This window comes from Dysgonomonas termitidis, assembly GCF_054657735.1.
Genome location: NZ_BAAHYD010000003.1, coordinates 232,091 through 256,765, shown reverse-complemented (window position 1 = coordinate 256,765; position 24,675 = coordinate 232,091). Strand labels below are relative to the sequence as shown.

Below are 24,675 nucleotides of genomic sequence, written 5' to 3'. Positions count from 1 at the left end.
GTAAGTTTTTAAAAGTCGAACTTCAATCCCATATTAAATATTCTGGTTTGAGGATAAGCTTCATCTGCTATACCTTCAGGATCGCATCCTTTCACCTTACTCCACGTATATACGTTAAAACCATTCAAATATATACGTATGTTCTGCATTCTCATTTTTTTGCTTACAGACGAAGGAAGCGTATAGCCAAGCTCTACGTTTTTAAGCCTGATGTATGACCCGTCCTGAATGTAATAAGAAGAATTTAACGGAGTGGTTCCCACACCCACACCCAATCTGCGGAAAGTTGCAGTCGATGCTGTTTCGGGTGTCCAACGGCCAAGATGCATCTCTTTGGGACTGTTCTCATACAAATATTCATGCACCATAAACGTTGGGTAGAACATCGATACATTAGTTACTCCCTGTAACAACATAGAGAAGTCAAAGCCTTTGTACGAGAAACCAAAACGGCCGGAGAAATTGACTTCGGGATTGTTCGGATACCCAATAGGTACTTCATCGTAAGAATCGATAACGCCATCGCCATTCACATCGCGGAAACGAACATCACCTGGCTGAACACTCCCCACGTGTTGAGGAGCAGCAGCGATCTCCGGCCATGATTGGAATAAGCTCAATGCATCCCAACCAAAATACTGACCGATGGATTGTCCTTTATGACTCTGGTAGTCATATTTCGGAGGTATTTCACCATTTTCGATGATTTCATTGCGTGCAAACGAAGTTATAAATTTCACATTATACTTAAAATCCCTTAGCTGTTGATTCCAGCCCAACTCCAGATCAAACCCCTTGTTTTTTATTTGCCCAACATTAATCGGACTCAAGCTTTGTATTCCTGAAAAAAGATAATAGCTCGTTACATTCCGCAGGATATCCGTTCTATTCTCCATAAAGTATTCAGCACTAAAGCTCAATTTGTTGTTAAAAAACTGGGTATCGATCCCCACATTGTATTTCGTTGATTTCTCCCATGTAATATTATCGTTACCGATCTGAGTTTCCTTGAGTCCGTTAACTCCAGTTGGATTCACTCCAAAGTTGTATCCGGCTCCTCCTCCCCAAACACTGTCATAATAATACGCAAAACCACCCAACGCATCGTTACCTACCTGGCCGATGGATGCACGAAGCTTCAGGAAAGAGAGAATATCATTCTCTTTGAAGAATTTTTCTTGTGTGAGAATCCAGCCCACAGAAGCGGCAGGAAATAATGCGTACCGGTGTCCTTTTGCAAAACGGTTAGAGCCATTATATCCCATATTAAATTCAAATAAATAACGATCGTCATATTGATAATTAATGCGCCCTACCACTCCTTGATAAATTTGCGATATATTACCATACATACTGGTTTCCTTGTTCGGTTGCTTACGCGAATCTATATTTACAAGTACCATTCCAGCAACATCATGTTTGCCAAAAATCTGTTTATAGTTAACCGCAGCCTCCGTGTAGGTTTTACCATGCATTCCGCTTTGGTCGGTATTATATTCAGGTGCGGAATAGCTGTTATTTTGAAGCGAGTACGTATTAGTAAATCTGTTGTACCGATATAATCCCTGCCCCACCGAGTATTCACGACTGGAAGATATGGCATTATCATACGAGAATTTGGCACTGAACGATAATCCTTTGAGAAGTTCATCGAGTTCGAGACGGTAGTTTACAGTTGCCTGAAGTGTGTTGGTATATTCTTTCTTGTAACCCTGAAAGTTTATCGACTCGATCGGGTTATCCTGCCTGCGACCATTAGCGCCAAAAGTACCGTTGGCATTTATCCATGCAAAATCGGTAGCATTCTTTATGAAGTTTTCATAATATTCGCTTCGTCCTGGTCCTCTTATGATACCTGTTATATAAGCCAGATTAAATGTGAGCGAACTTTTCTTTGTGAGATTGATATCTATGTTTCCCCTGAAATTGATTCGCTGATATCCGAAATCGGGATCATAATTACGGATAGGAAGTTTTTCCCTCAAACCGGGATTTTCCTCAAAGAGATCGCGTATATACCAAAGATCATAAATCTTATTGAGATTTGTTTGATAATTTCCTCCCTGATCGAATAACCCGATCGAAACGAAGTAACGAGCCCGCTCGTTTCCTCCACTTATATTTGCATAATATTTCTGTTGAAAGCCGGTCCTGAAAAGGTCGGGAGCATACCCTGTGAAGTGAGTAGACTGATTATCTTTGAGCAGATACCGCTCCAGATCATAATCGGTGAAAACCGGAGTGCTTCCGTTATTTGTCGCAAATTCGTTTCTCAACAGGGCATACTGATAATTATCCACAAGTTTCGGTAAACGTATAAACTCGGTAATACCAGCCTCAGCCGAGAAAGAGAACTTTGTTTTCTGTGCAACCCCACGTTTAGTTGTAACCAATATCACACCGTTTGCACCACGCACACCATATACAGCTGTAGCCGAAGCATCTTTCAACACAGAAAGGTTCTCGATATCGTTCGGATCGATATCGCTGAAGTTTCGCTCAATACCATCCACCAACACGAGCGGATTCGTATTGTTGAATGTCGCTACCCCCCTGATCTTGATACTGGAACCATCCTGTCCTGGACGGCCGCTCGAACGGATCGACGATAAACCACTGATGTTTCCGGAAAGAGAATTGGTAATATTGGAAGTAGGTATGCTTGTCATTTCATCCGTCCGGATGGAAGAGATAGACCCTGTTACCGATACTTTCCTCTGCACACCGTAGCCCACTACAACCACTTCTTCCAGCAGCTGGGCATTTTCTTTCATTACGATCGAGAAATTAGTCTGGCTGGAATTTACTTTAAGAGACACGGTCTGGTATCCCACATAAGAAACAGTAATGGAATCGGATACCCCCGACATTTGCACTATGAAAGTACCATCCATTGCCGTAATAGTACCGTTGGATGTTCCGTTTTCCTTAACAGTAACACCAATCAGTGTTTCGCCTCCCTCATCTTTCACAACCCCCTTGATGGTCATGTGTTGTGAATATATTAACGTGGAAGACAGTAAAAATATAAAAAAGATATATAGTTTTTTCATATTATTTCGCTTTATAGTAATTTACCATCCGGGATTCTGTTCGATATCCAGTTTCAGTTGTTCATCATAAGGTATGGGAGCAAAATACATAGGCTGTGTAAACTTTCGTTTTTCGTCTACCACTACTTTCTGATAGCTATAATTGCCACCCTCGCGAACAATTTTCATCCCATGAACCGGACTGTTAAGAATGTTTACTCCCAATTTCCATCTTTTGAGATCGAAATATCGTTGATCCTCAAAGCAAAGCTCGATACGGCGCTCGTTTATCACACGTTGGCGGAAATCATCTTGTAAAATGTTTGAAGGAAGTGCTGTCTTTATACCCCCTCGCATACGAACATCATCCAACGCCTTTTTAGCGGTCATACTGAATTGACGCGCATCATCCGGTCCATACAGTTCGCTCATCATTTCGGCATACAATAAAAGGATATCCGCATACCGGATTATCGGATAAATGTGATGAGTAACTCCCGGAACCGCGTTATCAAAATTAACCGCCCCATAATTGGCGAATTTCTTCAGGTAGTAACCAGTTCTTGTCGATTTCTGATGTACAACCACAAAACCATCCTGTGTTTGCTCCGTACCTGTATACGTATAGATGGTGTTGTTTGTCCTTACTTTCGATCCGTTGTAAATGATAATATTATTCAGTCTCGGATCACGGTTCGCCCACTGAGTTTCATCCAGATTGGCAGAAGCTACATATTTGCTGCCGTCGGCATTGTCAAAGGCATCTACAAATTCCTGTGTCGGATAAATACCACCATTACCGCCCAACGATGGAATAAACAGCAATGATTCAACACCGTTGCTTTGAGGTTTCCCTTTATACACCACATATTCTTTTTTGAACTGACCATTATTAGGTTCCCAGAAGAACATATTATAATTGTTAGCCAACCCGAATTCGGTATATTTCATAAAATCGTCCATAGCCTCAACTGCTGCTAACCTTGCAGCATCTTGGTTATTTTGGATATAGCCATGAAGTGGTGATTTTACATCTTTATGATAAAGGTCGCTCGCAGCATAGGCCAATGTCTTTGCTTTTATGGCTTTGGCTGCACCTTTCCCCCACCGCCCCGGAGTTGTATTTATGATCGATGGCTGATCTTCTGCAGCTTTATCGCACAACCCGACGATATATGTAACCACATCGGCAAACGATGCTCTTTGTACATCCTTAATATTCTCGCCCAGTTCCATTTGCCGTTTAACAAGCGGTACTCCGCCATACATTCTCAACAATTCAAAATACAGGTAAGCCCTTACCATCATGGCTTCGCTTCCGAACTCCTTGCGTTTGGTCTCGAAATAAACATCCGGGTCAGACACACTGGAACCTTTGGGAATATTCATATAGTGAAGATTATCTTCCACAAGGAAAGTTTGCGAGATCCCCTTGTAACACCTGTCCCATATATTCAGTACAGGCGTACTGGAAGTGTATTCTCCACGAGCCAGCTTATTAATACCGCTTCCTTCTATGCGATAAACCGCATCGTTTGTAGCCGCATCCAGAAAAGAGCCATCCACATCGTTATAACCGTTCGGCAGATAATAATAGCATTCATGCACGGCAAGTTCCATTTGCGATTCTTCTTTGAAACGCTCTCCCGGCTGCAGATAATGCAGCGGTTCTTCATTCAGATAGTCACAACCTGCAAGCATAACTACAATCAGCAGGTATAGTGATCTTAAACTATGTTCAGATATATATTTCATAGCCTATAGGTTTTAAAATTTCAGAGATAATCCAATATTATATACTCTCGGAGGTGCTATACCGATATAGTCGCCCGTACTTTCGGGATCTATCACATCCAGCTTATCCCATGTCAACAGGTTATAGCCTGAAATGAAAACACGCAGTTCCTTCAACCATAACTTATTTGCGAATGTGGATGATAGAGTATAGCTCAATGTCAGACTCTTCAGTCGCAGGTACGAGGCATCTTTTAACCAGAAAGAAGAGAGTCGATTATTGTTCGCCGATTCGTCAACCGTTACCCGGGGAAGCGCAGCATCTTGATTTTCCGCGCTCCAGACATCCGTTTGATGTTCGAAAATAGATGTATTCCCTGCAAACGCATTTCTCCACTGACCGGCAATATTGATCGATCTCTGTGCTGCTCCCTGAAACAATGCCTGAAGATCGAACCCTTTGTATGAAACTCCCGCCTGAATACCGTAATAAATACGCGGGTTCCTACCGTAACCCAACCATTTGGAATCATTCTTTTCGTCAATACTATTATCATCATTCAAGTCGGCATACCTTATATCGCCCAGTTCAGGAGTGGCAAAACCCGGCAAAGCCGTAGCATTATCCAATTCGGTCTGTGTACGGTAAAGCCCATCAGCTACCAGCCCGAAGAAATCACCGTTTGCATGCCCTTTCCTATACATCCACGGATATTTTTGCAACGGTTCGTCCCACTCAATGATTTCGTTTTTATGGAACGAGAAGTTTCCGCCTATAAAGTATCTCACCGGGAATCTGTTCTCCTTATACCGCAAAGCAATATCCACTCCTGTGGTTTTCTCGTGGCCCACATTCAAACTTGGCAGATTTACATAACCAAATATCTGGGAGTATGACATATTCGAAGTTAACGGAAGGTCTTTCCGGTGATCAATAAAATAATCCACGCTGAGCGAAATCCTGTCGTGCAGGAAATTTAGATCCAGCCCAGTATTAAACTTATAAACTTTACCATCCTTCAGAAGTGCATTCGCCACTTGCTGCTGATATACACCCGCTACCATTCCCATACCGTTTCCGGTATTGTATTGATCATTCACCTGAGCAAGTGAAGTCATGTAAGCAAACGGATAGGCATCGTTGGTTCCTGTTATACCGTAACTCGCCCTTAGCTTCATATATGATATAGCTTTCTTCATACCTTCGAAAAACTTCTCGTTCGACACATTCCAACCCGCAGCAACCGTAGGATACCAATGATATTTTCTCCCTTTGGCGAATTTGTGAGAACCACCGTAAGCCAATGCTACGTCAGCAGAATAACGTTTATCATAATCATACCCGCCGGAAAGACCGATGCTTTCGAACCGGATCGGTACATCACTGGCATTACCGTCTTCATACCGATTCCAAAGTAAATCCCCGTATACAGTATGCTGATCAAACGACCGTAAATAATCCAGTCCCAGTTCATAGGAAGTCATCCTGTTCATTTCTTTGGGCTGAATGGTATTCGGCATATATCCTTCGCTACCCCTCATATACAAGTTACCGGATCCCATATACTCGTAGTTTGCAAAAGGAACTCTTCTGTCAAGGTTTTCTTTGCCGTAAAGAGTAAAATAGATCATTCCGTTAACAGCCAGTCCCAGTGTGATAAAAGAGAGGTTCTGATTAATCGAGGTCTGCACCATCCCTTTCAACGTTGTAGTTGCAGTATAACCGTTGCGGTTAAGCTGGCTCCATGGATTTATATTTATTCCGTTTCCACCACCTATTTTTCCTTCGATTCCTGTTATGGCATTACCTGTTTGGTCCACATACCCATCGGACGCATTATAATACATCGGAAAAGCATTTGCCGGAATAGTGAATATGTTCGAATAAACCTCACCAATGTTATCCGGTCTCGAAGGATAGTTATTATCCTGCAATTCTCCACCCAGACGGAAATTCACCAGCGTTCCTTGCCACGGTTTGAATTCGATGTTGGAGAGAAGTTTATAGTTGGTAAATTCACTGTTGGTGCTGTATGTAAAGTCATCACCGGTTTTAAACATTCCTCCTGTCTGACTAAGTCCTACGGATACATAATAATTAAGATTATCGGATCCGCCGGCAACACTCACATGATGGTTGTGTGAGATATACCCTTTCTTAAGGAGTTCATTCTTCCACTCCACATTGGGATGAGACAACGGATTAGATCCGTCGCGGTACATGGCAATGTCTTCGGGCGAGTAATAATCTTCCTGCGATATGCCGCTATTCTTTCGTGCCTGATTAAAGAACATAGCATGAGTGGCAGCGTCCACACGGTTGGGCATACCTACCAGTTCATTGTACTGCATCTGCGATTTTACAGTCACCGATGGAGCCGATGTAGTTCCCTTCTTTGTTTTGATAATGATCGCTCCGCCCGGATTCCGTACACCGTAAAGTGCAGCAGCCGTGGCATCCCTCACTACCGTGATGGTTTCGATGTCATCGACTGAAACATCGCGGTAGTGCCCCACGCGTCCGTCAATGTAAACACTTGGGGTAGCCCGGCGTATATATACATCCGCGCCGTCAAAACCCGGCTCACCCGAACTTTGTATGGTAGTAAGGCCGGCTATACGTCCCGAAAGCTGATTGGAAAGAATGGAAGTCGGTACATCTGTAAGTTCGCGTCCGGTTATGGTTTGAACAGAACCGTTAAAACGTCCCGTTGTATAATCCCGCCATAAAGTAGAGATCAATGCCTCTTCATTAGATGTCAATTCAATGACATATTCATTTTTGTCGGGTAAAACCATGAACTCGGCAGCAATATAATCCGTATTGCTCACACTTATCACATACTCGTCATTAGTGTCCGGCAACACCATGGAAAAACTTCCGTTCTGGTCTGAAATGACTTGTGTTTGTGAGTCTTTCAACCATAGTATCGCAAACGATACCGGATTTCCATCCATAGTGCTTACCACTTTCCCTTTTATCTCTTTGGCAGTCAGCGGAAATGCAATACATATAATTGCAGCTGCTAAAAAAGATTTTAGTTTAGTAGATAAACTCATACGCATAAATTTAAAGGTTAATAAATAATTTGCTCTGTATTACAAATAGTTCGTCTGGTTAGGATTATTCTTTTTAAAATCGTTAGGAGTCATCCCGGTAAACTTCTTAAATATTCTACTGAAATAACTTGGAGTGTGGAATCCCAATTGCCATGCTATTTCTGCAAATGTTTGTTCGGTTTCACTTATCTTTTGCCTGGCAACATCAATCTTCACCTTATTCACAAACTCGGTGGCACTCATACCGGTTAGCCTTTTGAGTTTGTTATATAATTTCGTGCGACTGATACTCATGTGTTCGACAAGTGAATCCACATCCAGATTCTCTTCCTGAAGGTTTTGGAGAATATAGTGTGTGAGTTGTTGGATAAAGTCTTCATCCTTATTGCTTAGGTTTTCCTGCAAACGGATGGTTTTCATGTTTTCATAATGCTCACGGATACTGCTCTTTGACTTTATGAGGTTTTTAATGCGCAGATGGAGTTCATCGAATGTAAATGGTTTTTCAATATACGCATCGGCTCCGGTGGCTAAACCCTTCAATTCACTTTCCTTGGACGATTGCGAGGTAATGAGTATTACTGGGATATGCGAATATTCCCGGGAGTTTTTTATAAACTTACTCAATTCGTTTCCATCCATATAAGGCATCATAATATCGCTGATAACGATATCCACTATATGGTTTTTCAATACCTCGAGGGCTTCCCTGCCGTTATAAGCGGTTCTCACTTTGTAGTTTCCTGACAGTTTGCTTTTAATCACCTTATTTATATCGGGATTATCCTCTACCAGTAATATGGTAAGTTTTGCCTGTGAGTTTGTTTTCAGGTTCTCGTTTATTTCGGAATTGGTGAGGTTATAAATCGTATCGGCAACTATATCCTGAGAATGGGTAATTTCCAGATCATCCGTAGGTACGATCATATCTTTGGTATCTTCTACAATAGGAAGTGATACTTTGAAAATGGTTCCTGTTTCCGGGCTGCTTTCAATATCTATTTTCCCAGATAGTAATTGAACCAATCCATTTACTAACGCGAGCCCGATACCAGTATTCGAGTATTTTTTATCCGCCGAATCCGTTTTGTGGAAAGCCTGTATCACATCCTGATATCTTTCCGGATGTATGTACGAACTGCTGTTGTGGCAGGTTATTATTAATTGTTTGTTCACTTCATCCACACCAACACTCAGGTTTAGATCACTTTTATAACTGGAGTGTTTGAAGGCATTGCTCAACAAGTTACTGATGATCTTTTCTATCTTATCCCGGTCGAATATGGTATAGAAAGAAGCCGGAGTGGTAATGTATTTGTAATTAATCTCCTTCTGCCTGAAAATAGGAATGAATAATTCGAATATATTTTTTCCATATGCTATAACATCTCCCTTAACATATTCAATCCGGGCATGGGCGGTTTCTATGGAACGGAACTCCAATACCTGATTAATAAGGAACTGCAAGCGGTTCACATTCCGGTTCACAATGAATATCTCTTCTTCGGTCATATTCCGTTGAGGAGAAATATCTTCGAATACCGCCATAATTATAGACAGTGGAGTCTTGAATTCGTGGGTAATAAAGGTAAAAAAGTTAAGTTTATTCCTGTTCAATTCCTGCAGATTATTTTTTTCCATGCGCTCGATGCGTATGTCCATCTTATCACGCAGGCGGGTACGATAAAACCGGATTATCATAAAAGCAAGGAGAGTGCCAAGCAATCCATACACGCCAATCATAAAACCGCTTAACAGAAAATGCGGAATAATTTTAATTTCAATCTGCCGCTGATTCAGCACCACACCCTCCTTATTTACTATGCGTACATGGAAAACATAATTTCCAGGTTCCAGGTTAGTGTAAGATGCCGATTGAGGCATTTGCTGCACACCATTCCAATTATTTTCAAGTCCCTCCATGCGGTATTCGCAGGTAAACTGCGACCGATAATTCTCATTATAATTAATGATCAGGAAATTGAACGTAAACGTGTTCATGCTGTATTTAAGTCGAAGCGAAGCAGTATTGTCTATGTTGTTTTGCAACACGCTTTTATCACCTGGTTTTATATGCTGTCCGAATATTTTAAAATCCGAAAAGGTTATGTGAACGTTGGGCGTTCCTTCACTGTTAAGCAAGTCTTCGGGCCGAAAGAAACAAACGCCGTGTATGCTTCCGAAATATATACTCCCGTTTTCATCTTTATAACCGGAACTTAAATTAAACTGATTGGATATTAAATTGTCCGAGACCTGATAATGTGTAAAACTTTCAGTGCCGGGGTTAAACGAATAAATTCCATTATCGGTACTTAACCAGAGATTACCATATGTATCTTCCTGTATGGAACAGATATCCCGCTGAATGAGTTCACTTTCTTTACCGTATATAACCATACTGTCACTCGGTTGGGCATACAACATTAACCCGCCGTTACTCGTGCCGAACCACATTCTTCCTTTTGAATCTAGAAACGAAGTATATATGTTTGTGCTCACCATTTCGGAACATCCGGGCATACCATAACCATAAAACCTGGCTGCTCCGGTTTTCAGATTATAGGACCAGATACCGTCGAAATGGTATGAAAACCAAAGATGATCATTATTATCCCGTGCGATATCGTCAATGCGCACCTTCCATAATTTATGAGGTTCGAATTCCGTAAACACACCTGTCTTAAAATGATAAACATGGGCTCCATGATTGGTTCCGATAATCATGGAGTCAGTATTGTGTATGTATAATTTATAAATGGAGTTATTTGATATTCCCAGCGTATCTCCCGTGGTATTCTTAAACGACTTTATTTGCCAGTTTCTTGTATCGATGCGTTGCAATCCGTCTACAAAGTTGCCCACCCAGATATAACCGAAAGGATCCTCAGCCAAGGCGTGTACATTATTACCATTCAATGCCGGAGTAGAGTTCTTATTGAGACACTTCATGTTCCCACCTGCGTCAACAACGGTAATTCCCTGATCCTCTGACGCAAACCACATCATCCCGAGGCTATCCTTTATGATGTTGCTCACAGCCTTGCCTTTTAGCGAACACTTCCCATTATCCGATATAATATAATTAAAATTATTATCCTTCAGATTAGTATAATCCACTCCACCAAAGAATGTGCCTACCCACATAATATCCTCACGGCTTTTAAATATGGAATAAACGGCATTGTCCGAAATCGAAGTCTGTACATTTGACTGTTCTCCCTGGTAATGCGTATACGTATTGCCGACATAATCATAAATAAAAAGTCCGTTCTCGGTTCCTATCCATAAATTACCACGCAAATCCTCCTGTATGCAACGCACATAGCGCATATCTTTTCTTTCCCCATCTTTAAAAGTAACCGGTATGAGTTCCCGCTGATTTCTGTTAAGCCGATAAATGCCCTCTTCAGTAGTGCCTACCCATAATATACCCTGTAAATCTTTATATATAGCGGTAAATTCAGTTGGAAAAGCCAGTGAAATATCTCTTCCTTTAATCTCTCGGATAAGCTGGCCGGTGGAACTCAAGCAATACACCGAAAATGCTTGAGCCACCCAGATGTTATTATTAATATCTATAGCTATTTTCCCAAATTTAATATCAGCCAGTCGATTCAGATTATGATTGTGTTTATTATAAGTAAATAAGCCCGCATTCGTTGAAAGATAGATTTCCGTACCATTGTCAACCATATCTATAATATTCTTAACAGACGCCGGCGTAGTTATGGTGATAAATTTTTCCTTCACTCCGTCGAACAGACACAGTCCGTTATCCGTACCCAGTAGCAAAGAATCTTTGCCTATAGGAATTATTTTCTCAATGCAATTAGAAGGCAATCCGTTTTCAGACCGGTAGTATTGTTTAATGCCGTATCCATCGTATCTGTTCAGTCCTTTGAGTGTAGCTATCCATATATAACCGTTATCGTCTTGGGCAATATCGCGAACGGCCATGTTGGTCAAGCCGTGTCTGCCTCCTAGATGATTGAAGATTAACTCCCGTGGCGCCGCGTTAAGCAAAACAGAAAAGAATAATATTAATGCCAGTGTCAGTTTTCTCATCGTATCAGTTTTATAATTACAAATTTCAGAAATATATCCGATTCCATCATGTAACGAATCGTCAGATACTACCAATAATATTCTTTTTTGACCTAACCAGAAAGAATAAAGCCATAATTAACAGTTAATAAATAATAGTTTTGAGGAGATAGTACAATTACAAGCTATTTTTGCATAAAAAGTTTAATCATTCTTTCCGGATGCTTAATCTGGTAATCGCATAAACACTCAAATTGAACATGGTATGAAAAATATACTTATTGGATTATATGTGCCCAGTGTGATGACAAGCTGTACGCAAAAAGAGCAAAAAATTACTCCTGTTCCGTTTAACCAAGTAATGCTTACCGGCGGATTATGGAAAGACCGGATGGAAACCGAGATTAAAACCACTGTTCCATTCTCCGTGGATCAAAGTGAACCGGCAATCGAATGCTTCTGCCGCGCATTAGCCTTCCTTAGGGGCGAACCCACAGATTTACCGGAAGCTCACCGGTTCGTCAACTCGGATCCCTACAAAGTGATGAACTATTCTTCGGTAGCTATCTGTATATTGTAAGCTGGTTTAAGTTGGCCATTCTTCATATGGTCTTCCTTCATAATCATAGAAGTTGCATCCTCATCGGTTTTACTGCAAGAGTTACAATCTCCAAGTTTTTCTAATTGACCCTCATACTTCTCTAAACGGGAAAGGTAGTCTTCCTGAAGCTGTTTAACCTGTTTGTGTTCTATCTTAGCCATTTTATCCAAACGGGAGTTCAACTCTTTGACTTTAGCACAAAGCCGATCACTGTCAATGGGCTTAGGATTTTAATTTAGCTTTTTCACCCCTTTATCTTGTTCAATATGTTTATCAACCAATGATAATACCTGACGGATTTTATTTTCCAATTTGGATTTGTACTTCTCCACACTATCATGCCAAACAAAGGTATAAGAGTTGGAGGCTGATTCAATCTTCGTTCCGTCGATATACTGAAGCTCCAAACTTACAGAACCAGCTTCTTGAAGCAGTAGAACAATTTGGGTAAACAAGGATTTTATATCTTCCTCCAAGCCATCACCTCGGAAGCGGTTGATGGTACGGAAATCAGGGCTGTTAATACCTGAGAGCCACATAAAATAGGTATTCAGTGGGCTATCTTGCGACAGGTATAGATATAACCGACTTGTTTAGTATGGAAGTATCAGTCTTTTTGACTTTAGAAATTTAGACGATACAATCATACGGTTGGAATCAAGAGAACTACGGAATTGAAAAGTTTATCATAGCAGCAATAAACAAAAGACAAATGTCATTTTTTTCATAGGGTTGATTTTATTTGTTTATCAAGGCTTATTTTAAATCGAATTTTACCTGAAGTACTCCGACTGCAGCATCAGGTCTGGGAGTCATAGCTAACCTGATCATCTTCGCCATACATTGGTCTCCTGAGGAATGTACCAGATTGAACTGGTCTTTTATCAGGCTGTAGGTGTCGGTCGTGTATAACGGAAACGGTATCCATATTTGCCCGTCCGGTGAATATTCCAACGACCAGCTTTGCGGTATTTTTATACCGTCATTATCGTCATACCAATAAACGGAAAACGATTTTATGTTTGATATTTTTTCGAAATCGAATTCTATAAACTGCTTCTTTTCTTTTTCGGGATAAGATGTCCATTTCTTTATATTGGCATCTTTCGAGTTTTCGGGAAACTTGCCACTGACGATAGAAAGTACATTGTCGCCCGGATAAGTGAAAGACGCCGAAATATTTTTGAAAGACGCCGGAATCGTAATGCTATTTTCCTTTACGGTATTTTCATTATCTCCAAACCAGATATTCATAGATGATATTCCTCGATTGTTCCAAGCATAATATGGAATCAAAGTTAATTTTTTGTCTTCAATGTTTCCATTAAGATTTAAATATCCGGCGGGTACTTCGCTAATAATGTCTATGTGTTTAAATATGCCGTCTTTTTCCTTCCTGACTTTGTATTTACCGGAAAATGCCGGAATAAAGTACCGGTTAACATTCGATTCATTATCTATTCCTTCTGCGCAATATACCAGAGGTCCTTTGGTAAAAGCAATCCTGTTTAAATCGGCCTTAACTCTTTTGTCGGCTAGCGAGCACCTTAAAGCCATCGGCAGCCTCAACTCAACTTTATCTCCTTTCTTCCATTTTCGGTTAATGGATACAAATCCTTTTTCAGTATTGGTATTTTTGATTTCTTTACCATTGATGTATAGCGAGAATGTCTTGCTACCTTTATCTGAATACGAATACAGCTTTCCGGGTACAAACTGTGTGCCGAGCCATGTAGGGATACGCATCTTTAAAGTAAAAATCTGATTATCAACCTCTGGTGTTATTTCTATTTTTATATTTTCATCAAAAGGGTAATTACTTGCTTGTTTCAGGTTTACTTTGCCATTTTTCAGGTCAATACTTGTTTGATTACTTGTATAAAGTGCACAATATATTTCTGTATCTGTATGTGCATACATCAGTCCCGATACTTGAGGTATAAGGCGTGCCAGATTGGTTGGGCAACAGGCTGTTCCAAACCAGAAAGAACGGTCAGCCATTCCTTCCGACTCCAAAGGATTGACGTAAAAGAATTTGTCTCCTTTCAGATTTACTCCGGCCAATACGTTGTTTAGCAATGATACTTCTGCTACATCCATATATTTTCCCTCTTTTTCGAGTAAAAACATCCTATGATTGAAAAACACATTTCCTACGGCAGCACATGTTTCGTTATAGGCTTCTTTATTGGGCAAATCGTATTCATCGCCAAAACCTTCTATACCATGTACGGCTCCCAATCCTCCTGTTATATGGAATTTAGTATCCACGATATTGTCCCATATTTTATGAAGAGCCGGTTGTAGCGTACTGTCTCCGGTCAAAGAACCGATATCAGCCATGGCCGAATACATATAGGCAGCCCGTACGGCATGTCCCACAGCTTTATCCTGCTCTCTTACCAGTTTATGCTGCTGGGAATATTCGGGAGACATTACGTTTTGTCCCCGAGGAATATATGTAATTCCCCTTATATCTATAAATTTCTTTGCCATTTGTAAATATAGATCATTTCCGGTAGTGCGATAAAGTTTTACTAAGGCCAATTCTATTTCCTGATGACCGGGAGCCTGATTAACAGGCTTCCCATAATTATATTTGGCATCTCCCCCTTCAAAGAAAACTTTATTGATATGCCTGGCGCTTTTTTCGGCAATATCCAGCAGGTTTCGTTTTCCGGTAGCCTGATAATATGCAGTAGCGGCTTCATACAGATGTCCTACATTGTATAACTCGTGACTATGGATCACCCATGAATAGGGTCTGTCGCCCATTCCGGCACCACCCCAAAGTTCGGCGAAACGGTATGAACCTGTTGAATGAGCGGGATATAAATATCCGTCTTCTTCTTGTGCCTGTGCTATTAGTGTTGCAATATCGTCGATCTGCTTCTCCAATACAAGATCTTTTTCCAGTGTTAATAAGTATGCTGCTCCTTCAATTACTTTATACAGATCTGATGTATAGAAACGGCCGGGACTGGCAAGTGATATCGGATTTCCTTTAAGAAAATCAGCAGTCTTTTTCAGGTCGTTTATGGCTTGTTGTGTTCTTTCAAAGGCTACCGGAACCAGAACCTGTTTTTGAATCTCCATTCTGTTTTTCCAGAAAGTATCTTCCAATATTACCTTGTTAAATGTAACAGGGACGAGCAGATTTTCTTTTTGATTATCCTGTGCGTAAATGTTAATAACGGAAAAGTAGCACAATAAGGACAAAACTACTAGTAAAAGCCGTTCTTTCATTTTGAGTTTTAATTTAAAAGTTGAGTTATTATTGCATTTTTATTTGTACTGTAATGTATTCAGATTCGACGGGAACTGTAATCTTCGTTAATGGACAGCTATTTTCATCGATGGTGAATGTCGTATTTAATTTCTTGTTTACGGAAACTTCATATTTGCAGGCTTTAAGGTTTCGGAATACGATGGTGGTATCATGTTTTTTATTTGTCCGGTTTTCTATTTTAGTTGCGGATATCTATATTCCAGTCTATCTCATTTTCTACAACCTTGAAACTTTGAGTAAACTCTATATTTTCCGGTAAAAACCACGATATTTCAATTTTGTATGTATCGTTATTTAATACCCGGCTTTTAACATCAGCTAATTTAACCGTTCGGACTACATCTCCTGAGCTGTATTTCAGCATAAACTCGCCTAAATAGCTTCTGTCATTGATATAGTTTCTGCCATTAGCGGCTTTCTGATAAGAAAGATACCCTAATCCTTTTTGATTATCGCTGAGTTTAATCTCCGGCTTGGATGTAGCAGATACCAGTGCGGTAACAGTAATTAATATTGCAAATAAAATATATTTCATATCCATAGTATATCATTGGTAATAGATATCAAATCGTGTTAACTTTAAAATCCTAATTATCTAATGGGTATTCAAAGTCTTTGAAGCAAAAATAAACAATATATGTTTTTCAATCTAATACGGATATTTTTTTTATGCAACTTATGATTCATTTACAATAAAAAGCATTACTTTGAATATATATGCAAGTCTGTGATTAATAATCTTTGTATAATATACCCATTATTTTCTTTTTTAAAATTATATGGAAACCATATGGTAAAAAATCCTTTCTAAATAAAAACCGGCGTCTTACGAGGTTTATTATAACTTTCAGTAAAACGCCGGGGTGTTATAACCTAAGGAAGATACTCCTTCAGTTGGCTATCTTTCCTCAAACCCATCTGTTTGATTTTCCTTACTTTGTATCCCTTCTTTGACAGCTTTTTCGATAGCTTCCCTGCGTTGCCTGCGCAAATACTCCGATTGATGGTTTCCTGTCATAACCAAGGCAGGCGGGACATCACCGAATCCGGATTTATACTTATCCAATTGAGTAGCCATTTCTTTTGCTTTCGAAGGATTCTTCTTGAAAAGATCGACCCTTTCCGCCGGATCGTTTTTCAGGTTAAACAATAAGGTATCATGGGCTGCCGTGCCTGTCCGCCAGAAGTTACCCTTGATTTCTGCCTGAGGCAATGTGATTTTCCAGTCACCTACCCGCAATCCTGTTACGTCTTTATTATCCCTGAAATAGGCATAAGCATCACTGGCCCGTTTTCCGTTGTTTAGCAGCAGGTCTGACAGGTCGTAACCATCCAGGCGGATATTACCGGGAATATCGACATTACATACATGGGCGATGGTCGGGTACCAGTCCATTGTGGAAATTATATCTTTTCTTTCGACCGGGGTTATCCTTCCTTTCCAATAGGCAATGGACGGTATCCTGACTCCACCCTCGTAACTCGTTGTTTTTCCTTCCCGGAGAGGGAGAGCCTCTCCGCCCAACGGGCCTTCCTGTAACCACGGGCCATTATCGCTGGCAAAAATAATCAGGGTATTTTCCAGTATCCCCTGCTTTTCCAGTTCCTTTACAACCTCGCCCACACTCCAGTCTATTTCAAGTACTGCATCGCTGTAAATCCCTGCCGCCGATTTCCCCCTGAATTCCTCGGAACAGAAGATAGGAACATGCATCATATTATGTGCCAGGTAAAGGAAGAAGGGTTTATCCTTATGTCGTGAAATAAAATCTTTGGCTTCAGCCGTATATTTTTTTGTCATCTGGGACTGGTCTACATGGAAATCTTCCACTTCGTTGCCCCGCAAATACACCTGTGCTCCCATATCGTTGCTGTAAGGAATACCGAAATATTCGTCAAAACCGTTCTGGAGAGGCAAAAACTTATCCCTACTGCCGAGATGCCACTTGCCGACGATTCCCGTGGCATATCCGGCCGGTTTCAGTAATTCGGAGAGAAGAAGCTCTTCCTGTGGAATCCCCGTATAACTGTCCGGATAAAAGACGCCCTGGATTCCCATACGGGCTGGATAGCGCCCCGTAAGTAATGCCGCCCGGGAAGGACTGGATACGGGAGAAGCCGAGTAAGCGTCCGTGAACCTGACCCCTTCCTGTGCCAGGCGGTCGATATGCGGTGTAGACCATTTCTTTTGTCCGTAACAACTGATATCAGAGTAGCCCATATCGTCAAGATAGATAATCACTATATTAGGGCGTTCCTGGGCGTTTACATGTCCTCCTGCCAGGGACAACAGGGAAGTTGTCATCAATATATTCCGTACCTTCATATTTGCCTGTTTCATAGTTACCAAAGATATGATATGACGGATTTTGCAGGTATGGCATATTTGAAGCTGTCTTTTCCGTCATCTATTCTTATCGTTTTACTTTCAGTACTGTTGTTTAGTAACACCACGGCATGCGTGCCGTCGGGATTTTCAAAGGCCGAACTGACCACTTCCGGGTCTGTAAAACCTGTTGTGCCGATCCTGACCGCTCCCGGCTTTATCACTGCGGATAAATGGCCGACAATGTAATAATGTGAATTGAACGATAATGTTTTATAATCGGAAGCAATATCCACGGCGCCAAAGCAGGTCTTGCAGCCGCCGGGACGGTTTGGTCCCCGTTCCGCATCCAGCATTAAGTTCCAGACGATCACTGCGCGGCACCAGTTGTTGACCGTGCCCAGTGCTACATTTTGCATATCTTCCATCAGCCGGACAGACAGGTCTTTCCCGTTGTTCCATGTACCGATGGATGTCTCTGTGAATATCAGTTCCTTATTGGGATACTTGCCGTGTATATCCAGCAACTCCGACCTGCTTCCGCCGTAATTATGATAGGCTGCGCCGACTACGATGTCGTCTACACCTGACTCATATATTCTGGCCGGATAATCATCCTGTTCCCCCATGTTATCATAATTGTAATTGTGGTCGAACAAATAGATCGTGGTTTTCAATCCGGACGATTTCAATGCCGGAACCAGGGCAGAATTCACAAAGTCGCGCTGTTCCTGCCAGCCCATATACAACGAAGCGGAATTACCCCTGTTCAGCGGTTCGTTCTGAGGCGTCACCGCTGTAATAGAGATCCCTTCGGCTGCAAACGCCTGTACCCACTTTATAAAATAAAGGGCATAATCCTGGTAATAAGCCGGATTCAGTTGCCCGCTTGTCCATGAATTGTATGGCTGTAGATCGGCCAGGTTATTAACTTTCATCCAACGCGGACAGGTCCATGGGGAACCCAGTATTTTTATGCCGGGATTTATAGCCAGTATCTCTTTGAGTATGGGCATTACATAATGTGTTTCTTCATTTGTCAGCGTAAAGTTTTCAATACCCGGGACATCACAGCAGGTATATTCGCTCAGTGAAAAGTCAGAACATCCGATAGAGATACGTATATAGCTATATCCCATTCCATCTGTCGGAGAGAATGTATTTTTCAGGAATTTAGCCCTGTCCGCAACAGTCATCTTCAACAGGTTATAACATGTGGAACCCGTTATCGCCGCGCCAAAGCCGTACATTGTCTGGAAGCGCTGCCCGGGATCGAGCTTAATAGCCGGTACAGGCAGGTCACCCGGTGATGAGAAATTGACTTCCAGCTTGCTGAAAGCATATGTCCGGTCGGCCGATGTAAGGTAAATCCTGGCGGCTTTGTTTTCCGGTATGGGATTACCGTTGCTGTTTTCCTGCTCCGACCCTTTACAGGCGGATACTGTCATGCAAACAGCCAGAAAGAGATTCAATAAATTCATGTTTTTTATATTATTATTCATAATCGTTTACTTATCAGGGAAAGGGATATTTCCCCTACAAAATATCCCTTTCAATGGAAATATATCAATATCCCGGATTTTGAGTCAGCAGATCATTTGCATCCAGGATGGCTTTCTGTATCGGGAACTTATAGTGGGTGCGTGTAAACCTGTTCGTAATACGCGAATACGGGTCACGTTCCTTGAAAGAGTTCAACACCTCCTCTACTTTTTCAAGCCGTACCAGATCGTTCCACCGGTGTCCTTCAAATGCCAGTTCCTTGCGGCGTTCTTTCAGCATAGTATTCAATGCGGCCTCTTTATTTGCCATCGCCGGTGCCGTTAAGTCTGACAGGCCGGCACGGTGCCTGATCTGGTTAATGATTCCGGCTGCCCCGGACAGGTCAGGGTTCTGTTTTAATATCAATGCCTCGGCTTTTAGCAATAGGATATCCGCATAGCGGTATTTGATATTGCTGCTGAACGAAGAACGGAATTTATACATGTGCGGGTAATGGCTGGTGGTGTATCCCCAGTTACGCGGCGGTGTAAAACCGAGTTGGGTACCTCCGTAATACACGATTGTCTCGGGATAACGCTTATCGCCGCTTTCACTTTCGTACAGGTCGATCAGTTCATGGGTCGGAAGCACCCAGTTGGCAAATGTAACAGGAGTGAAATTGTCCAGTAACGGGCCGAATATCTGGTTATTAAAGCTGCCCCTGTCACCGGCCGCGGAGAACTGTATTTCGAAGATAGCCTCTTCTGTATTCCGTCTCCTGGCATTTATAGCCGGATTCGCGGGCCCCGGAGGATTTGCCGGATCTTGTAGCTGTACGCCGAATAAGTCGCTGAAATCTCCTGCCAGTGAAAACCCAAGGTCACGTACCTGGTCGCAGTATTGGATAACTTTATCATAGTCCCTGAACGAAGTGTTGTCTGCATAGATCTTGGCCAGTAAAGCACAGGCCAGCCCTTTCGAACAAAGGCCTTTATTGCTGTTGTCCACAGGCGCGTCAGGCAGGGCATCGAGCAGGTCTTTCTCTATCTGCGCATATACTTCATCCTCGGTGTTTTGCTTTGGAAAGTATTTTTCGTACGATTCCCCTATATTTTCGGCAGTGATGTCGCCGGCCTCGATAATAACAACCGAAACGCGCCCCCACAGCAATGCCATATCATAATAAAGCATGGCGCGGTAAATCAGGGCCTCGGCTTTATACTGCCTGCGTTCATCATCAGTAAGTGCAGGGTCAGGGACATTATCTATGTTCGATATCAGCTTATTGGCAAGGGCTATATTTGCCATACGACGGTTCCAGCCACGTTGCAAAGGCGGCTTTGCCATCATATCGGCCACATCATTCTTTTCAAATCCCGGAGGTGCTCCGCCTTCATTCCCTGAATAGGCATTATCTGAGTGTATTTCTGCAAATAAGAGTACATCCTGATAAAAATGCTCGCATTCCTTCAGTGCTATATACATCGATTGCCTGTGTGCAAGAACATCGGCTTTACTGGTAAAGGCCAGTCCCACCTCCGTGCCTTCGGTCACATCCGAGTAAGCGCCGACCGGATCATAATTAAGGGAGCAGGATGATAACAGGATCAAAAGTCCTGCTGTAAAAAACAGCTTATTCCTTTTCATATTATCGTAGTTTAAAATTCAACATTAATACCGAACACGAATGTTTTACTGTATGGATAGGTTCCCCAGTCGATCCCCTGGACACCGCCTGCATCACCCCATTCATTTACTTCAGGATCTGTTCCGGAGTATTTTGTAAATGTAACCATGTTGGTTGCCGTGATGTAAGGCTGTAATCTTGTTATACCGGCCTTTTTCAGGAATTTCCCAGTAATGTTATACGATAACGAGATGTCCTTGATCCGCAGGTAGCTTCCGTCTTTCACATAATAGGATGAGTTGGTGACGGCAGTTCCGGCTTTAGGTATCTTTGTGATATCCCCCGGCTTTTTCCACCGGTTCACCACAGTTGCCGCCTGGTTTCTCTGGGTGGTCATCGATTCGGTTTCTATCTTCGATGCATTGTAAATGTCATTTCCGTAAGAGCCTTGCATAAATATACTGAGGTTGATCCCTTTCCATGAGAATGTATTGGTCATACCTAAAATAAAATCGGGATTCGGGTCGCCTATATAGGTGCGGTCGTCGGGCGTAATGCCTTCTTTCCCGTCCAGGTCTTTGTATTTAAGTTCGCCTGTCTGCGGATCGACACCTTCGCAGATATAACTGTAAAATCCGCCGAGCGGGCGTCCCGGTTCATTACGGACGATATTATCCCTCAGGATTTCGCTGTTGATATAGGCGCCGTAATATACCTGCTGCAGGGCAAGGCTCTCAAGACGGTTCCGGTTAAACGACATGTTAAAGTCGGTCGTCCATGTGAAAGCGCCTTGTAAATTGCGTGAATTGACGGAAAACTCAAATCCTTTATTGGTCATTACCCCTTCATTGCGGATAATGCTGCTGGCTGCCTGTCCTGCCGGGAGGGATACATACATCAGCATATCGGAGGTGCGTTTGTGGTAATAATCCATAGCAACCGTAAGTTTGTTCCCAAAAACAGTGAAGTCGAGTCCTATATCCGTTTGTGAAGTTGTTTCCCATGTCAGGTCCCTGTTCCGCAGGTTGTTTACCGTGATGCCCGGAAGATCGTTGCTATGCCCCTCGATTGTCCAGTCGGAACGGACAATATTATATGTCTGGAGATAAGCATAGTCGCCAACACCTGACTGGTTCCCGGTTTGCCCCCATCCGCCACGGATCTTCAGGTCGTCGAGCCAGGTCATGCCTTCCATGAATTTTTCCGATGAGATACGCCACGCGGCCGAAAAGGAAGGAAAGGTGCCCCAACGGTGATCCGGGTGTAGCTTTGAAGAGCCGTCTTTACGGACATTGGCCGTCAGCAGGTATTTGCTTTCATAGTTATAGGCGGCACGTCCGAAGTAAGACATGATCCCCCATTGCGAGGCGTTGGATCCTGCGTTGTTCCAGGCGATCTTATTGGCGGCATTCAGCGTATGTATATTGCCATTCCGGAAATGGGAGGCATTAACGTAATTTTGCGACCAGTCGGACGTAGTCCGTGATGTACCGGCCATAGCTTCAACGTTGTGTTTACCGAACGATTTATTATAGGTAAGTACATTGTCCAGTACCGTCAGGGTATTGACACTCCGTGTATCCGACCCTGCTCCGTAATCGATCCTGCTCCCGTGAACGCCCGGTTCTTCCTCGATGTAAACCGGAGGACGGAAAGACGTATTCAGCCCGTTGCGTCTGTCCAGCGTAAATTGTGTTTTCAGTGTAAGCTCCGGCAAAAAAGAAATCAGGGAACTTCCCGAAGCGATCAGGCGGTTTTCCTTCGAACGGTTGTTCTTCCCGTTTTCCATGGCTTCTACCGGATTTGTCAGGTTCAGCCCGTTGAAATTACGGTTATAAGCGCCCATTGATTCATCCCATACGGGAGCTCCTGTAGGCAGGTTGATCGCCGACAGTACGAAACCTCCCCGGTTGGCGGGCAATCCGGTAGCTACCCCGTTGCCGGTATAGTCTGAATAGGATATGTTGGTATTGACAGTCAACCACTTGCGTATCTGGTTATCTACCTTTGCCCTGATGCTGTAACGGTTGTAGAAGGTTGAGTTGATAATCCCTTTATTATCCAGGTAACCGGCCGATAAAAAATATTTCATCTTGTCGTTACCGTTAGAAATGGATACCTGGTAGTTTTGAGTATATCCTGTACTGTAAATTTCCTTATACCAGTCCGTTACATCACCTGAGCCATAGGTGGCAAAACCAAGTTCCGACATCAGGTCATCATATTGTGCCGCATTGAGGGATTTTATCTCATTGCTCAGGTTGCTGACGCCTAGCTGTGCGTTAAGAGTCACTTTCGCCTGGTTCTGTACGCCTGACTTGGTGTTGATAATCACTACCCCGTTTGCCGCACGTGATCCGTAAATAGCGGCAGAAGAGGCATCTTTGAGTATCTGCATGCTCTCGATATCGGTAGGTGACAGGAATTTCAGGTTATCCACAGGTACGCCGTCCACTACATAGAGGGGATTGTTGCTGCCGTTAAACGATGTTGTACCGCGTACCCGGACTGTCAGTTCACTGCCGGGAGAACCGTTTGGTTGGGAAACCATCACGCCGGCCGCCTTTCCTTGCATAGCTTGTGCCGCTGAAATGATCGGCCGCTGGTCTATCTCTTTATTCGAAATGGTCGCCACGGCTGTGGTCAGGTCTCCTTTTTTTACTGTTCCGTACCCGATAACCACGACCTCGTCAAGTTCCCTGCTGTTTTCTACAAGAGTTATTTGCAGGTCGCTCTGATTGCCTGTGGTTATCTCCTGCTTCTCAAAACCGATATAAGATATAACCAGCGTGGAACCGGGGCGGGCTTCCAGCGAAAACCTGCCGTCATCATCTGTTATTATTCCTGTTTTACTGCCTTTAATGGTAATACTGGCACCGATAATAGTTTCACCCGATTCGTCTTTCACGATGCCTGAATACTTTTTTTGAGGGATGCCGGCATTTTTTTCCCCTTCTTTATTCTTAGCGTCCGTCAGCATGATCTGTTTATTTGCGCCTACGGAAAAGTTTATATCCGTTCCTTTGAATACCTTGGACAGCGCCGATTCGATACTTTCATTTTTTATATCCACGCTGACTGTCTTATCCAGGTCCAGGTAATCGTCGCTATAGAAAAAGCTGTATCCGCTGCTTTTCTCTATTTGCAGGATAATCTGCTTTATTTTGGTGTTTTTTGCCGAAACCGTAACCTGTGCTAAGGCGGATGCTTGTGTAGCGGCTATCAGGAGGAATAATAGCAGGCAGCCGAGCATTTTATTTTTTCTGTTTTTCATATCTTTATGATAATTAGATGTTGTTGGGATATTTTACTATCTTTGTTATGCAGACAGGGGTATAAGACAACCCGTTGAAGAGTATTTCCTCAATGGCGTTTTATGGATTAAGCTATCGACCCTTTGCATACGAACGGAATAATGCTCCAACATTGTTCCGTTTTTTCATTTTACAGGCAGTTTATGATGTGTTCATGGTTTGG

The 24,675-nt window shown here is 42.5% G+C and carries 11 protein-coding genes and 1 pseudogene; 1 reads left to right on the top strand and 11 read right to left on the bottom strand.

Annotated features, from left to right (window positions below; all coding sequences use genetic code 11):
- Window positions 1-8 precede the first annotated feature (8 nt).
- Genes ACYQ3L_RS22275 through ACYQ3L_RS22260 form a run of 4 tightly spaced genes read right to left on the bottom strand, consistent with a single transcriptional unit; the run spans window position 9 to window position 11,894 of the window.
- Window positions 9-3,053 carry a SusC/RagA family TonB-linked outer membrane protein gene (locus ACYQ3L_RS22275; RefSeq protein ID WP_380000706.1) on the bottom strand — a complete coding sequence of 1,015 codons (3,045 nt, stop codon included), beginning with the start codon at window positions 3,051-3,053 and terminating at the stop codon, window positions 9-11.
- Between the two features lie 21 nt (window positions 3,054-3,074).
- Window positions 3,075-4,787 (bottom strand): RagB/SusD family nutrient uptake outer membrane protein, encoded by a 1,713-nt coding sequence (locus ACYQ3L_RS22270; RefSeq protein ID WP_380000709.1) that lies wholly within the window; start codon window positions 4,785-4,787, stop codon window positions 3,075-3,077.
- A 12-nt stretch (window positions 4,788-4,799) separates the two neighbouring features.
- The gene (locus tag ACYQ3L_RS22265; RefSeq protein ID WP_380000711.1) at window positions 4,800-7,826 is read right to left on the bottom strand and encodes a SusC/RagA family TonB-linked outer membrane protein; all 3,027 of its coding nucleotides are present in this window, start codon (window positions 7,824-7,826) and stop codon (window positions 4,800-4,802) included.
- A 39-nt stretch (window positions 7,827-7,865) separates the two neighbouring features.
- Window positions 7,866-11,894 (bottom strand): two-component regulator propeller domain-containing protein, encoded by a 4,029-nt coding sequence (locus ACYQ3L_RS22260; RefSeq protein ID WP_380000713.1) that lies wholly within the window; start codon window positions 11,892-11,894, stop codon window positions 7,866-7,868.
- Window positions 11,895-12,138: 244 nt separating this feature from the next.
- On the opposite strand from ACYQ3L_RS22260, the gene ACYQ3L_RS22255 reads away from it, so the two are divergent.
- On the top strand, window positions 12,139-12,453 hold the full coding sequence (locus ACYQ3L_RS22255; RefSeq protein ID WP_380000715.1) for a hypothetical protein: 315 nt from the start codon (window positions 12,139-12,141) through the stop codon (window positions 12,451-12,453).
- Here ACYQ3L_RS22255 and ACYQ3L_RS22250 read toward each other — a convergent pair.
- From ACYQ3L_RS22250 to ACYQ3L_RS22220, 7 genes and pseudogenes are all read right to left on the bottom strand, one after another.
- Window positions 12,429-13,025 (bottom strand): annotated as a pseudogene (locus ACYQ3L_RS22250) (IS5/IS1182 family transposase); the annotation flags it as partial. The gene ACYQ3L_RS22255 and the pseudogene ACYQ3L_RS22250 sit on opposite strands and share 25 nt — an antisense overlap.
- 205 nt (window positions 13,026-13,230) lie before the next feature.
- Window positions 13,231-15,720, bottom strand: a complete 2,490-nt coding sequence (locus tag ACYQ3L_RS22245; protein WP_380000717.1) for a glycoside hydrolase family 127 protein — start codon at window positions 15,718-15,720, stop codon at window positions 13,231-13,233.
- A 221-nt stretch (window positions 15,721-15,941) separates the two neighbouring features.
- Window positions 15,942-16,298, bottom strand: a complete 357-nt coding sequence (locus ACYQ3L_RS22240) for a hypothetical protein (RefSeq protein WP_380000719.1) — start codon at window positions 16,296-16,298, stop codon at window positions 15,942-15,944.
- Between the two features lie 363 nt (window positions 16,299-16,661).
- Window positions 16,662-18,104 carry a sulfatase family protein gene (locus tag ACYQ3L_RS22235; RefSeq protein ID WP_459952483.1) on the bottom strand — a complete coding sequence of 481 codons (1,443 nt, stop codon included), beginning with the start codon at window positions 18,102-18,104 and terminating at the stop codon, window positions 16,662-16,664.
- A gap of 2 nt (window positions 18,105-18,106) precedes the next feature.
- Window positions 18,107-19,570: an endo-1,6-beta-glucanase gene (locus ACYQ3L_RS22230; protein ID WP_380002060.1), complete on the bottom strand. Its 1,464-nt coding sequence runs from the start codon at window positions 19,568-19,570 to the stop codon at window positions 18,107-18,109.
- A gap of 85 nt (window positions 19,571-19,655) precedes the next feature.
- A complete protein-coding gene (locus ACYQ3L_RS22225; protein WP_380002062.1) occupies window positions 19,656-21,218 on the bottom strand; it encodes a RagB/SusD family nutrient uptake outer membrane protein in 1,563 nt (520 codons plus the stop codon).
- Between the two features lie 11 nt (window positions 21,219-21,229).
- Entirely contained in the window at window positions 21,230-24,472 is a 3,243-nt protein-coding gene (locus ACYQ3L_RS22220; RefSeq protein WP_459952257.1) for a TonB-dependent receptor, read from the bottom strand.
- Between the last annotated feature and the right edge of the window lie 203 nt (window positions 24,473-24,675).

What these genes read in the sequence shown, in the direction of transcription:
- ACYQ3L_RS22275 (WP_380000706.1), bottom strand. Translation starts at nt 3,053, where the DNA reads ATGAAAAAACTATATATCTTTTTTATATTTTTACTGTCTTCCACGTTA.
- ACYQ3L_RS22270 (WP_380000709.1), bottom strand. Translation starts at nt 4,787, where the DNA reads ATGAAATATATATCTGAACATAGTTTAAGATCACTATACCTGCTGATT.
- ACYQ3L_RS22265 (WP_380000711.1), bottom strand. Translation starts at nt 7,826, where the DNA reads ATGAGTTTATCTACTAAACTAAAATCTTTTTTAGCAGCTGCAATTATA.
- ACYQ3L_RS22260 (WP_380000713.1), bottom strand. Translation starts at nt 11,894, where the DNA reads ATGAGAAAACTGACACTGGCATTAATATTATTCTTTTCTGTTTTGCTT.
- ACYQ3L_RS22255 (WP_380000715.1), top strand. Translation starts at nt 12,139, where the DNA reads ATGAAAAATATACTTATTGGATTATATGTGCCCAGTGTGATGACAAGC.
- ACYQ3L_RS22245 (WP_380000717.1), bottom strand. Translation starts at nt 15,720, where the DNA reads ATGAAAGAACGGCTTTTACTAGTAGTTTTGTCCTTATTGTGCTACTTT.
- ACYQ3L_RS22240 (WP_380000719.1), bottom strand. Translation starts at nt 16,298, where the DNA reads ATGAAATATATTTTATTTGCAATATTAATTACTGTTACCGCACTGGTA.
- ACYQ3L_RS22235 (WP_459952483.1), bottom strand. Translation starts at nt 18,104, where the DNA reads ATGAAACAGGCAAATATGAAGGTACGGAATATATTGATGACAACTTCC.
- ACYQ3L_RS22230 (WP_380002060.1), bottom strand. Translation starts at nt 19,570, where the DNA reads ATGAATTTATTGAATCTCTTTCTGGCTGTTTGCATGACAGTATCCGCC.
- ACYQ3L_RS22225 (WP_380002062.1), bottom strand. Translation starts at nt 21,218, where the DNA reads ATGAAAAGGAATAAGCTGTTTTTTACAGCAGGACTTTTGATCCTGTTA.
- ACYQ3L_RS22220 (WP_459952257.1), bottom strand. Translation starts at nt 24,472, where the DNA reads ATGAAAAACAGAAAAAATAAAATGCTCGGCTGCCTGCTATTATTCCTC.